Raw genomic sequence first — 12,688 nt, 5'->3', positions numbered from 1 at the left:
GGCGGCGCGGAGTGCGTGCCGCCTGTTTAGCGCGGTGTACGGTTCGCTGTTTCCGGTTTGCGGGTTCGATCAATACCCGCCTCTCGCCGGCATCGCCGCTTCCGCGGTTTGCTTATACGACGCGGCCAGGTCCGCCGCCGCGCGGCTCAGCAAGCCGGTATCCGTGCCGACCGCCACGAACGTGGCGCCCGCCGCGAGATACTCAGCGGCAATCGCCGAATCGGGCGCCAATACGCCTGCCGCCTTGCCCGCGCTGCGTACCGTCTCGATGCCGTTGCAAATCGCTTCGCGCACGCGCGCGTCGCCCGGCTTGCCGAGCAAGCCCATCGACGCGCTCAAATCCGCTGGACCGAAAAACACGCCGTCGACCCCTTCCACGCCCGCGATTGCCGGCAGATTTTCCATGCCTTGCAGCGTTTCCACCTGCACCAGCACGCACAATTCCCGTGCCGCCGTGTTCAGATAATCCGGTATCCGGTTCCAACGCGATGCGCGCGCCAACGCACTGCCTACGCCGCGAATTCCTTGCGGCGGATAGCGTGTCGCCGCGACGGCATCGATTGCCTGGTCGGCGGTATCGATCATCGGCAGCAGCAAGGTCTGCGCGCCGATGTCGAGCAACTGTTTGATCAACGCGCTGTCGCTGCGCACCGGACGCACCACCGGATGCGACGCATACGCGGCGACCGCCTGCAATTGCGCCAGCGTGCTGCGTATGTCGTTCGGCGCATGCTCGTTGTCGATCAGCAGCCAGTCGAAACCTGCGGTGGCGAGCAACTCGGTGACGTAGGCGTCGGCGAGCGCGGCCCATAAACCGAACTGCGGCTTGCCTTCGATCAACGCGCGTTTGAAGGTGTTGTGCGGAAGTGACATGTCGGCCAACTCAAATGAAATTCAAACCGATGCCGCCCAATGGACCGTAGTCGACATGAAACGTGTCGCCGGCTCGCGCGGGAATCGGGCTCGTGAACGAGCCGCTCAGGATCACGTCGTTCGCGTTCAGCGCTTCGTCGTATCGGGCGATCTTGTTGGCGAGCCAGGCGACGCCGGTGGCGGGATGATTCAGCACCGCGGCCGCGAGACCGCTTTCCTCCACCGCGCCGTTCTTGTACAGCAACGCGCCGACCCAGCGCAGATCGACGTCGAGCGGCCGCACGGGACGGCCGCCCAGAACGATGCCCGCATTGGCCGCGAAGTCCGAGATCGTGTCGTAGACCTTGCGCGGCGCTTTCGTTTCGCGGTCGAACTGTTCGATGCGCGCGTCGATGATCTCCACGGCGGGGCTGACGTAAGCCGTGGCGTCGAGCACGTCGAACAGCGTGACGCCGGGGCCCTTCAGCGGCTTGCTCAAGATGAACGCGAGTTCCACTTCCACGCGCGGCGCGATGAAGCGGTCCGCGCGAATGTCCTGGCCGCTTTCGATGAACATGCTGTCGAGCAGCGGCGCATAGTCGGGTTCGTCGATCTGCGACGAACGCTGCATGGCGCGCGACGTGAGGCCGATCTTGCGGCCCTTGATCACGTGACCCTCGGCCAGCTTGAGCTTGACCCATTCGCGTTGAATCGCGTAGCCGTCCTCGACGGTCATGTGCGGGTACGCGGCGGAGAAGTGACGCAGTTGCGTGCGGGTTTTCTCGGCGTTATCGAGTTGCGCCGCAAGCTCGCGGATGGTCTGTTCGTCTAGCATGTTGAGGTCTCCATGAGCCGCTGCATCGGCTCGGCTGGGCGCTATGCCTTGAGCCGCGCGTGCAGATTGTTGTGCTTCCACGTGCCGGCTTCGCTGAATTCATTGAGTTCGAGCGATAACGCGAGGCCCCGTTGTTCGAAATCGGCGGCGAAGTGCTGCTTGATCAACTCGAATAACGCGTCGCCGGTCGCTTTTTTAACGGCTTGCGAGCGGCCCGCGGCGATCTTCAGGTTCGCGTGCAGGAACGCGGCGTCGGGCCGGCCGTCGGCGATGCAGTACTGCTCGCAGCGCAACGCGCGCACGCGGATGCCGCCGAGCGGATAAACATGCTGCTCATTCTCGCGCTGCGCGCCCAGGCAGTGAGCCAGCGTCTTGCATAATTCGCCGATGCTTTCCTCGCCGGCAAGATTGGCGCTGTATTCCAAGGTCAAATGCGGCACGTTGAACTCCTCAAAACTCAGGCGGGCAGGGGCGTAACCGGAAAGATCGCGTTGATCTGGCCGGTGCCCGAACTGCCGAAATACGGCGTGACGACTTCCACCTTGCCGTCGTAACGGTCCCAGCCGAGCGCGCCGAGCAGCATCGCGGTGTCGTGCATGCCGCCTTCGCCCCAGCATTTCTCGTTGTAGAGCGGCAGCATCTCGCAGAAGGTTTTCCAGTCGCCGGCTTCCCAGAGATCGACCACCTTGCGATCCATCAATTCGAGGAACGGGCTCCAAACCTTGTGCATGAATTGCTCGGCGGTGCCATTGTCGGCGAAATGGTGGCTCAACGAACCGCTCGCCAGAATCGCCACGGTGCCGTCGTAACGCTCCTCGATCGCCTTGCGCACCGCGAGACCGAAACGCGCGCTAGTCGCGAGGTCGTGCCACATGCACCAGCCCGCGACCGAGACCGCTTTGAAGTGCTGGTCGCTGTTCATATAGCGCATCGGCACCAGCGTGCCGTACTCCAGATCGAGCGTGGTCTCGCTGTGCGCGCGGCTTTTCACGCCCATTTCGTTGGCGACTTCCGCGATCAGATTGCCGAGTTCGACATTGCCGGGATACGCGTAGGCCATGTTCTTGATGAAGTGCGGCAATTCATTGCTCGTGTAGACGCCTTCGAACTTCGGTGCGCAATTGATGTGGTATTCGCTGTTCACCAGCCAGTGCACGTCGAATACGACGATCGTATCCACGCCCAGTTCGCGGCAACGCCGGCCGATTTCATGATGACCGTCGATCGCGGCCTGGCGGCAACCTTTGTGCGGACCGTCGAGTTCGGAAAGATACAGCGACGGGACGTGAGTCACTTTTGCTGCCAACGCTAGTTTGCCCATCGCGGTCTCCTTCTTTGTGTGGCGCGAGGCGAGATGCGCTCGCGCGTCGAACAGAGGTTCAGACGCCCCAACGCGGAATGTGATGCGAGCCGAGCGACACGCATACGTTCTTCGGTTCGAGGAACACTTCATAGCTCCACGTGCCGCCTTCGCGGCCCACGCCCGATGCCTTCGTGCCGCCGAACGGCTGACGCAGATCGCGCACGTTCTGACTGTTGACGAAACACATGCCCGCTTCGACGGCGGCGGCGACGCGATGCGCGCGGCCCGTGTTCTCGGTCCAGATGTAGCTCGACAGGCCGTAGGCGATGTCGTTGGCGAGCTTGATCGCATCGGCTTCGTCGTCGAATGGAATCAGGCAGGCGACCGGGCCGAAGATTTCTTCCTGCGCGATTCGCATGCGGTTGTCGACGTCGACGAATACAGTTGGCGCAACGAAGTTGCCCTTGCGCATGGCTTCGGGCAAGTCCGGCATATCGAGGCCGCCACAGGCGAGCGTCGCGCCTTCTTTGGGACCCAGCTCGATATAGCTGCGCACTTTCGCCAGATGCCCCTGGCTGATCATCGGTCCGACGATGGTGCCGTCGGCGAGCGGATCGCCCACCGCCAGGCGCTTCGCGCGTTCGATGAAACGCGCGGCAAAGCGTGCGTAAATCGAGCGCTGCACCAGAATGCGCGAGCCCGCCGTGCAGCGTTCGCCGTTGTTCGAGAAGATCATGAACACGGCGGCGTCGAGCGCGCGTTCGAAATCGGCGTCGTCGAAAATCACGAACGGCGACTTGCCGCCGAGTTCCATCGAAAACTTCTTCAGGCCCGCGCTTTGCACGATGCGGTTGCCGGTGGCGGTGGATCCGGTGAACGACACCGCATGCACATCGGGATGCGCCACCAGCGGCTCGCCGGTTTCCTTGCCGAAGCCGTGCACGACATTCAGCACGCCGGCCGGAATGCCGGCTTCGAGCGCGAGATCGCCGAGCATCGACGCGGTGAGCGGCGACAGCTCGCTCATCTTCAACACGGCCGTATTGCCGAATGCGAGGCAGGGCGCGACCTTCCACGTGGCCGTCATGAACGGCACGTTCCACGGCGAAATCAGCGCGCACACGCCGACCGGATGAAACAGCGTGTAGTTCAGATGCGTATCGGTGGGATACGTGTGGCCGTCGACGCGCGTGCACATCTCGGCGAAGTAGCTGAAGTTGTCGGCGGCGCGCGGCACGAGTTGCTTGCGGGTCTGCGAGATGGTCTGGCCGGTGTCCTTCGTTTCAGTCTCCGAGATCTCCGGCACGTTGTTCGTGATCAGTTCGCCGAGCTTGCGCACCAGCTTGGCGCGCTCAACCGCGGGTTTGCCGGCCCACGCGGGAAACGCGTCCTTGGCCGCGCGCACCGCGGCGTCGACTTCTTCCGCGCCGCCGCGCGCGACTTCGGCAAGCACCTCTTGCGTGGCCGGATCGACGGTCTCGAAGTAGTCACGCGCAATGCTCGATTTGCCGTTGATCAGATGTTCGATTCGCATTGCCTTGTCCTTTTTTCAGCCTCGATCAAACGCGGCCGAAGTCCGCGTCGGATGCAATCGTATTGACGAGACGGCCCAGGCCGTCGATCTCGCAGACCACTTCATCGCCCGCATTCACGTTGACGATGCCTTCCGGCGTGCCGGTCAGGATCACGTCGCCGGGCGCGAGCGTCATGAAGCTGCTCAGGTATTCGATCAGCGCCGGGATATCCGTGACGAGATCGCGCGTATTGCCGCGCTGCTGCAATGTGCCGTTCACGAAGGTGCGCAATTCCAGTTGCGTGACGTTCTCGATATCCGCCGCGTCCACGAACCAGGGACCCAGCACCGTGCCGCCGTCGCGATTCTTCACGCGAAGGTTGGGGCGGTAGTAGTTTTCCAGGTAGTCGCGGATCGCGTAGTCGTTCGCGATCATGTAGCCGGCCACGTGCCGCATGGCGTTTTCGCGCTTGACGTCCTGCGCCGTTCGCCCGATCACGACGGCGAGTTCGCACTCGTAATGCATGAACGCGACATCGGCGGGGCGGCGCGTGACGCCGCGGTGACCGATGACCGTGCCCGGTCCCTTGAGGAACACGAGCGGCTCTTCCTGCTTCGTGAACTGCAATTCCTTTGCGTGCTCGGCGTAGTTCAGGCCGAGCGCGAAGATCGTGCCGACTTCGATCGGCGCGAGCCACACGAGCTCATCCTCGCGACGCACGCGGCCGTCGGCGAGGCGTACGCCGTTGGCGTCGGGCGAGGCTTCGTGAATCGCGCCGGCATATGCGACGCGGCCGCGCATCATGGCTGTTCTCCGGCTTGTTCCCGTGCGTCGATAAACGACACGTCGAGGGGCGGCCATGTGCCAATGGACAGCGTGGCCGTGTCGCCGATATGGGCGACGGGTGATCCGTAGGGCACGCCCAGCGTGATGACATCGCCTGCGCCAAGGGTCATGAAATCGGTCACGTCCGCGAGCAATTGCGCCACCTTGCGCACCGACGACGCCGTGCTCGCCGCGAAGATCTCGCGTCCATTGAGCGAAACCTTGATCGCGAGATCGTCGGGCGCGGGAACATGACGCGCGGCAACCAACGCCGGCCCGATCACGCAAAAGCCGTCGCGTGCGCGGAATCGCACCGAAGGACGATACACGCTGGCATGCGGCACACTCAGATCGGCGACCAGCGTATAGCCCGCGATGTAATCGAACGCACGCGCCACGCTCAGCCTCGTTGCCGTGCGGCCGATCACGATGCCCAGCGAAGCGCCGACTTCCACGCCGAGTGCATCGTCCGGCACGACGACGCGCGCGCGATGCCCGGCGAGCGTGTTGCGCGGCTTCAGATACAGCACGGGCGCTTGCGGCGGCGCTTTATATGGCGGCGCATGCAGCGCATCGCCTAGTGCGTTCAGCGCGGCACGGTCGTTCAGCAAGGTTCCGTAGACAGCGCCGTTCACCGGCGCGCGGCAAGCAATGCCGCGTGCGAGCAGCGCGGCCACGGCGTTCGCATCCACGTCGCACGGCAAGGCGGTGCCCTCGGGATGCAGCAGGTGGTCGGCAAGTGCGAACATGACTCGGCTGTCTCTTTGATAAACTACTAACATGCTAGTAGTATTGCGCTTGATATCATCCACGGTCAATAGTCTGTCGGCTGATCGCGGGTTTTCCCTTGCGCTTCGACGGTTGCCTTTTACTTATCTTCCGATATGTCCGCTCACGCCTCCAAACGAGTTTTGCACCGCAATCTGCCGATGCTGCTGTTGCGCGCCCGGGAAAAAATGATGGAGCGGTTCCGTCCATTGATTACCGCGCACGGACTCACCGAGCAGCAATGGCGCGTGATTCGCGCGCTCAACGAACACGGCCCGATGGAGCCGCGTCATATTTCCGACATCTGCACGATTTCGAGCCCGAGCATGGCCGGCGTGCTCGCGCGCATGGAGAGCATGGATCTGGTCACGAAGGAGCGTTTCGCGGAAGACCAGCGCCGCGTGCTGGTGTCGCTCACCGATACGAGCGTGGACCTGGTGCGCGTGATTTCGAAGGATCTCGAAGCGCACTATCGCGCGCTGGAGCGCAAGGTGGGGCCGGAGGTCGTCGAGCGCGTGTACCGCGCAGTCGACGATCTGCTGGCCGGCCTAGAGGCAGAGGATTAAGGAAACGCGTGTTCCCTGGCGGCGAAGCCGCTCACCAGCCCTGAAAGCGCCGCCATTCCACGCTGTTGCCTTCCGGCGAAACGGCGTGATATTCGGGAAATTGCGCGCCGGTGGCGCAGGCGTGATTCGGCAGAATGCGCAGTTTCATGCCGATGGGAAAGCGTTGCGCGATGTCGTCGGCATGGCCGCCTTCGTCACCGGTCGCCGATGATGACGTTAATGAAAGAATCCCATGCTCCTGATTGGCGCCGCTCACCACGTAACCGGCAAGCGGCGTGCCATTCAGCAAACACGGCTGGCCGTAGCCGAAATCGTGCGATTGCCTCGACGTGCCGCGATCGCGGCTCATCGCCATCCAGCCCGCGTCGAGAATCGCCCAGCCTTTATCCGCCTGGTGGCCGATCACGGTGGCGAGCACGCTGAGCGCGATGTCTTCGAGCGCGCACACGCCCACGTTGTGCATGACCAGATCGAAGAACACGTACACGCCCGCCCGCACTTCGGTGACGCCTTCCAGTTGCCCGACCGCGAGCGCGGTGGGCGTCGAGCCGACACTGACGGCCGGGCACGGAATGCCCGCATCGCGCAAGCGTTGCGCCGCGCGCACGCAGCCGGCGCGTTCCTGCTCCGCGAGCGCGGCGAGCGCCTGCGGCGTATGCAGTTCGTAGCTGGAGCCCGCGTGAGTCATCACGCCGCCAACAGTTACGCCGTTGTCATGCAGAATCCGGCCGACTTCGAGCAACGTGTCCTGTTCCGGCGTGATGCCCGAGCGGTGCCCGTCGGTGTCCACCTCGATCCACACCTCGAAGGTTTCGCCGTGCTGGTCGCCGAATGCGGCGACGGCCGCCGCTGCAGTGGGGTTGTCCACCACCAGCTTGAGGTCGCAGCCCTGGCGGCGCAGCGCCAACGCTCGCGGCAACTTTGCGGGGACGATGCTGACCGCGTAGAGAATGTCGTCGACGCCCGCGGCGAAGAACGCCTCCGCTTCCTTCAATGTCGAGACCGTGATGCCGCGTGCGCCGGCGGCGATCTGCGCGCGCACCACGTCGATACATTTGGTGGTTTTCACATGCGGACGGAACGCGACGCCCAAGGCGTTCATGCGCCCCTGCATCCGCGCGATATTCTTCTGCATGCGGGCGATGTCGATTAGCGCGGCTGGGGTATCGATATGGTCGAGTTTCATGCTTTCGCTGAGAACGGAAGGGTTTTAGAGCGCGCCGAAGCGGCTGAGCCACGGCACCAGCGAGTCGAGCGTCGGCGACTCGATTTCCGGCGACTGCGCGCCCGTCACGAGCGGCAGACCGACGTGGTTGTGCCAATACGTCCGCAAGCCGACGGCGGCGGTGCCGAACATGTCGTAGCTGGAGCCGGCCACGAATGCGGCTTCGTGGGCTTGCACGCCGAGTTTTTCGAGCGCGAGCCGGTACGGCAACGGGTTCGGTTTGTACACGCCGGCTTCTTCGGCGGTAACGATTGCGTCCCAGCCGATCGGCAAGAGATCGGCCGCCTGCTTGCCGAGGCGCGCGGAGCAGTTGGTGACGACCGCCAGTTTGCAATGCGGCTTGAGCGCCTGCAGTGTTTCCAGGGCGCGAGGCCACGGCGCGAGTTCCAGCCAGTCCGCTTCGAGCGTGAACGCGGCGGATTCCGGCAGGCCGACTTTTTCGGCCGCGTTGCGCACCAATTGTTCATACGCAATGTAGCGGCCGCAGCCATAGGTCAGGCGCAAATACGCGGCGCGCCACGCGCGACCCGCCTGCTCGGAACCTGCGGCGCGATTCCACGACGACCATGAATCGAGCAGGGCGGTCAGCAGGTCGAACAGGACAGCCTTGGGATAGGCAGCGGGGACGGCGGCGGAAGTCATGATCTGGACCGGCGGTGGACGGTGCTTCGATTATAGGGTTTCACCGCCGATGCAGCGTTCAGCCAGCCTGATTCATAGATTCAATCGAACTGAATAGAGCAATTTGCATGCGAGGTGCGCCATGAAAATATCATCGCCGCCACGGCGGCAGCGGTCTGAATCTGGCCTGTAAATACTGCATGAAGTGACGGGTACGCGCCGGCAGCCCCGCCCGTTGATGCGTGAGCGCCATGACGTTGGCATCCGGCGCCTTCCATCCGGGCAACAAGCGCACCAGCCGGCCTCGCGCGATGTCGTCGGCGACATCCCATTCCGAGCGCAGAATCACGCCGCGGCCTTCGCACGCCCACTGGCGGATCACGTCGCCGTCGTTGCAACTCAAATGCGCGGACACGCGCACGCTGCGGCGCGTTCTGCCCTTGCTGAATTGCCACAGCGAGACGTCCTCGTTGTTCTCGCGCAGCACGATGCAGGGCAGTTTGCTCAATTCATCCGGCGATTCCGGCGCGCCAAGGCGCTTGACGAGCGCCGGCGCCGCGCAGACGAATCGCGCATTCGGGGCAATCGCGTAACCGACGCGGTTGGAGGCCGGCAACTCGCCGATATGCACGACGATGTCGAAGCGATCCATGGTGTCCGTCAAAGGCTGGTCGGACAGCGTGAGCGCCACGTCGATATCCGGGTTCTGCTGCTGGAAGTCGGCAATGGCAGGTGCGAGGTGGCGCCGTCCGAAGCCCAGCGGGCCATTGATTTTCAACGTGCCGACCAGGCCGCCACGGCGCGTCTGCACGTCTTCGAACAATGAATCGAACTGCTGGACGAGTTCGGCGCCGCGCTCGCATAGCAGCGCGCCTTCTTCCGTGAACTGCAAGCGGCGCGCCGTGCGATTCACGAGTTGCGCGCCCAGCTTCTTTTCGAGTTGCTGAAGGCGCTGGGTCACCGCCGAGGGCGACAGCCCCAGTTTTCTCGCCGCGGCGATCAGGCTGCCGCTTTCGCGGATCGTCAGCAGGAAGCGGATATCAGCCGAATCGTTCATGTCAGCGGCGTTTGAGTTCGTGAGTCTGGGAGCTTAAAGCGTTTGGGTGCGCGGTTCCAGTCCACCGTATGTCACCTCGCTCGCGTCGAGGAATGCGGTGCGTCGGCGCAAGGTAAAGTGATGGCTTTTGTAACGCAGTCGACAGCCTGAACCGCTAGAGTGTGGGCTTCTGCATCGAGGCGGGCAGTCGTTGCTTTAACTTGAAGAGAAGTCCCATGCCGTTTTCAAATCGACCGTTGCGCGGCCTCTCGATCGCGCAAAAAGGTGACCCGTATGTCGAATGATCCATCACAACGGCAGGATGACACCGCAAGCGAAAGTGCCCTGAAACAGGGCGTATTTCTGCATGCCGGCTGGCGCAGCGCCGGCACGTGGATCTGGTCGCGTCTGCGCGCGCTCGAGACGGTGACCGGCTTTTACGAACCGTTGAGCAATGTGCTCGCCGACCTGAGCTTCGCCGATGTTTCCGCTGTTCGTCCCACGCTGACCTCGGGGCATCCGCCGCTCGCCGCGCCGTATTTCGACGAGTACCGCCCGTATCTGCAGGAGGGCGCGCGCGGTGTCGCCGGATACAGAAAGCGCTTCGGCACCGATCGTTTCGGCCGCGAGCCGGATGCGGAATTTCCCGCGTTGCAAGGCTATTTGTGCAATCTGTGTGAGCGCTCCGTCGAGCAGGGCAAGGTGCCGGTCTTGAAGTTTTGCCGTTCATCGGGCCGCTTGCCGTGGCTCAAGCGCGCGTTTCCCGAGGCGCTCCATGTGAGCGTGTTGCGAAATCCCGCGTCGCAGTTCGCTTCGGGGTGGCTGCTCAACCAGCAGTGGAGCAATCCGTTCTTCGTGGCCGCGCCGTTTCGCGTGCTGGGCTTGAACCAGTCGGAGCCGTTGGTCAGGCAGGCTATCGAGGTTTGCGGCGTGAGCTTGCCACCGGTCGCGCCCTCATCGGAGGACGCCTACGCGATGGCATGCGAGCAATATGCCCGCACGGCCGAAGGCAACAACGCGTATCGGGCTTTCATTGCGCTATGGATTCTCTGCGCGCTGCGCATGGCCGAGGGTGTCGATCTGCTGATCGACGTCGACCGGCTTGGGCAGTCGCGCGACTACGCGGCTGCTTTGCGCGCCGAATTCGATGCGCAAACGGGCTTGTCGCCGGACTTCGCGAGCGCCCGCGATCTGGTCGAGGAGACCAAACGCAGCGCGCCGCGCATGGCCGGCATCGACGGTCGCTCGATGCGCGCCGTGCACTCCGCCGCGCTGAAATTCCTCAAGACGCACGGCGGCGCGGACACGGCCTTTGCCGAACTGATCCGCGAGAAGATGGTGCTCGCCAACGAACTGACCGAGCAATGGCGCTAGCTGCTTGCCGCGAACACTGCGAAGGCGGTGAACGCATCGACGGTCATCGCGATGCATCGCCGCCCGCTGCCGTCAGGCAACCGCTTTCTTCGCTTCGGCAATGGTCTGCGCGCGCTGCAGTTCATAGCTTTCCTTGTCGATCGGCACCGCGTTGGGTTCGCCCAGGTCGCTCAGCCTGACGCGATAATTTTCCCGCGCGCTCCATGCCGTCACCGCCGCGAGAATGGTGATGCCGAAGGTAATCGCGCCGACGGTCAGCGGAATGTTGTGCGATCCGGGCGGCGCGACGTAAGCGAACAACGCCGGGAGTAAAGCGGTGATAGTCGTGCCGATGTTCTGGCCGATCGCCATCGCGGAGACGCGTGAACGGCTCGGGAACAGTTCGGGATAGAAGCTCGGAAACGTGGCGTTATAACCCTGGTAAATGACGCCCCACATGAGGATCGATATCACGATCGCCAGCGGCACGTTGCGAATGCTGATCGCGTACAGGTAAGCGAACGAGAGCAGTCCGGCGCCGAGCGCCCCGACGATGATCGGCAAGCGCCGGCCGATCCGGTCCGACAGATTGCCCACGAACGGAATCACCAGCACCGCGACGATGTTGCCGATCACCGGAATCCACAGATACACGCTCTTCGAAAAGCCGATGCCGTACGACGCCTGCACCGCATACGCCGCGCCGAAAATGGTGGCGACCACGGGAATCACGTTCATCAGCGAGCAGCCGACCACCCGCAGCATATCCGGCAGGTTGTAGCGGAAGGCCTCGGCGATCGGCGACTTGGGCACGGCGCCGGTGGCGTCTTCTTTCCTGAACACCGGCGTTTCCTGCACCTCGCGGCGAATGATGTAGCCGGCAACCAGCACCAGCGCGCTCAGCAGGAACGGCACGCGCCAGCCCCACGAATTGAACGAGCTTTCCTCCATGTAATAGGCGAGCGGCAGGAACACGGCCGCGGCGAGAATCTGGCCGGCCTGCACGCCTTGCAGCGTGAAGCTGGCGTAATAGCCGCGTCGTCCGAACGGCGCGTGTTCGAGAATCATCGAACTCGCGCCGGAGATTTCGCCCGCGACGGCAAAGCCCTGGATCAGACGAAGCACCACCAGCATCGCGGGCGCCAGCAGGCCGGCCTGCTGATAGGTGGGCAGCAGGCCGACCGCCATGGTCGAAAACCCCATCATGAACATGCAAAGCAGCAGCACGTTCTTGCGGCCGTGGGTGTCGCCCCAATGCCCGAGCACGAACGCGCCGATCGGCCGCGCGACGTAGCCGACGCCATAGGTGGCGAGCGACGCGACGATCGCGATCTTTGGATTGCCCGACGGAAAGAACAACTGCGGAAAGATGAGAGCGGCCGCTTGCGCGTAGATGAAGAAATCGTAGTATTCGAGCGCCGAGCCGATCCAGCCGCTGGCGGTGGCTTTGCGGGTCTGCGAGCGATGCTCGCGGCCGTCTGCCGATGCGTTCGTTTCCATCATTGCCTCCTGAACGGAACTGTTTTCGAGCAGCTTTCAAGGCGACTTCATTGGCGTCCTTAAAGCGAAACTTTGCAAGCCAGGACTTACGGGGAGTAGGCGGGCCGCGCCGGGTTCACCGACCAATACAGTTGTCAGGCGAAAAACAATACAGCGAGGCGCGGTTTTATTGCGCTGTATCGGGAATATGACGGGCACCGTCGATACAGTTGGCGGGTCTTGACGGAGCCCGCCGGCGAGCGCGCGGCCTTGCATACCGCGCCGTGCGGCGCGGCCCGATCTTCCTGCTT

The 12,688-nt window shown here is 63.4% G+C and carries 13 protein-coding genes; 2 read left to right on the top strand and 11 right to left on the bottom strand.

The window, feature by feature from the left end; translation table 11 throughout:
* Window positions 1–69: 69 nt before the first annotated feature.
* From hpaI to ACTJLC_RS06385, 7 genes are read right to left on the bottom strand one after another with little or no spacing between them, the layout of a single operon-like run.
* A complete protein-coding gene (hpaI, locus tag ACTJLC_RS06415) occupies window positions 70–873 on the bottom strand; it encodes a 4-hydroxy-2-oxoheptanedioate aldolase (protein ID WP_083082926.1) in 804 nt (267 codons plus the stop codon).
* Between the two features lie 10 nt (window positions 874–883).
* Entirely contained in the window at window positions 884–1,687 is an 804-nt protein-coding gene (gene hpaH, locus ACTJLC_RS06410; RefSeq protein WP_073427378.1) for a 2-oxo-hept-4-ene-1,7-dioate hydratase, read from the bottom strand.
* A gap of 41 nt (window positions 1,688–1,728) precedes the next feature.
* Window positions 1,729–2,127, bottom strand: a complete 399-nt coding sequence (locus tag ACTJLC_RS06405; protein ID WP_310315602.1) for a 5-carboxymethyl-2-hydroxymuconate Delta-isomerase — start codon at window positions 2,125–2,127, stop codon at window positions 1,729–1,731.
* A gap of 17 nt (window positions 2,128–2,144) precedes the next feature.
* On the bottom strand, window positions 2,145–3,008 hold the full coding sequence (gene hpaD / locus ACTJLC_RS06400) for a 3,4-dihydroxyphenylacetate 2,3-dioxygenase (protein WP_244745389.1): 864 nt from the start codon (window positions 3,006–3,008) through the stop codon (window positions 2,145–2,147).
* 58 nt (window positions 3,009–3,066) lie between these two features.
* A complete protein-coding gene (gene hpaE / locus ACTJLC_RS06395; protein ID WP_310315601.1) occupies window positions 3,067–4,524 on the bottom strand; it encodes a 5-carboxymethyl-2-hydroxymuconate semialdehyde dehydrogenase in 1,458 nt (485 codons plus the stop codon).
* Between the two features lie 25 nt (window positions 4,525–4,549).
* Window positions 4,550–5,308 carry a fumarylacetoacetate hydrolase family protein gene (locus ACTJLC_RS06390; protein WP_310128167.1) on the bottom strand — a complete coding sequence of 253 codons (759 nt, stop codon included), beginning with the start codon at window positions 5,306–5,308 and terminating at the stop codon, window positions 4,550–4,552.
* Entirely contained in the window at window positions 5,305–6,078 is a 774-nt protein-coding gene (locus ACTJLC_RS06385; RefSeq protein ID WP_310315598.1) for a fumarylacetoacetate hydrolase family protein, read from the bottom strand. Before ACTJLC_RS06385 ends, ACTJLC_RS06390 begins: the two co-directional genes overlap by 4 nt.
* Window positions 6,079–6,258: 180 nt before the next feature.
* On the opposite strand from ACTJLC_RS06385, the gene hpaR reads away from it, so the two are divergent.
* Window positions 6,259–6,663, top strand: coding sequence for a homoprotocatechuate degradation operon regulator HpaR (gene hpaR / locus ACTJLC_RS06380; protein WP_073427477.1), 405 nt, complete (start codon window positions 6,259–6,261; stop codon window positions 6,661–6,663).
* 31 nt (window positions 6,664–6,694) lie between these two features.
* Here hpaR and ACTJLC_RS06375 read toward each other — a convergent pair whose 3' ends face one another.
* From ACTJLC_RS06375 to ACTJLC_RS06365, 3 genes are all read right to left on the bottom strand, one after another.
* The gene (locus tag ACTJLC_RS06375; protein WP_310315596.1) at window positions 6,695–7,849 is read right to left on the bottom strand and encodes a DSD1 family PLP-dependent enzyme; all 1,155 of its coding nucleotides are present in this window, start codon (window positions 7,847–7,849) and stop codon (window positions 6,695–6,697) included.
* A gap of 24 nt (window positions 7,850–7,873) precedes the next feature.
* Window positions 7,874–8,530 carry an HAD family hydrolase gene (locus ACTJLC_RS06370; RefSeq protein ID WP_083081095.1) on the bottom strand — a complete coding sequence of 219 codons (657 nt, stop codon included), beginning with the start codon at window positions 8,528–8,530 and terminating at the stop codon, window positions 7,874–7,876.
* Window positions 8,531–8,660: 130 nt separating this feature from the next.
* Window positions 8,661–9,566: a LysR family transcriptional regulator gene (locus tag ACTJLC_RS06365; RefSeq protein ID WP_073427386.1), complete on the bottom strand. Its 906-nt coding sequence runs from the start codon at window positions 9,564–9,566 to the stop codon at window positions 8,661–8,663.
* 273 nt (window positions 9,567–9,839) lie between these two features.
* Between ACTJLC_RS06365 and ACTJLC_RS06360 the strand changes: the two genes are divergently transcribed.
* Window positions 9,840–10,919, top strand: coding sequence for a hypothetical protein (locus tag ACTJLC_RS06360; protein WP_310315595.1), 1,080 nt, complete (start codon window positions 9,840–9,842; stop codon window positions 10,917–10,919).
* Window positions 10,920–10,991: 72 nt separating this feature from the next.
* Here ACTJLC_RS06360 and ACTJLC_RS06355 read toward each other — a convergent pair whose 3' ends face one another.
* The gene (locus ACTJLC_RS06355) at window positions 10,992–12,398 is read right to left on the bottom strand and encodes an MFS transporter (protein ID WP_244745384.1); all 1,407 of its coding nucleotides are present in this window, start codon (window positions 12,396–12,398) and stop codon (window positions 10,992–10,994) included.
* Between the last annotated feature and the right edge of the window lie 290 nt (window positions 12,399–12,688).

Source organism: Paraburkholderia sp. 22099 (assembly GCF_052045835.1).
In the GTDB taxonomy this organism is placed as follows: Bacteria; Pseudomonadota; Gammaproteobacteria; order Burkholderiales; family Burkholderiaceae; genus Paraburkholderia; species Paraburkholderia terricola.
This window is presented reverse-complemented; position numbering and strand designations above follow the sequence as displayed.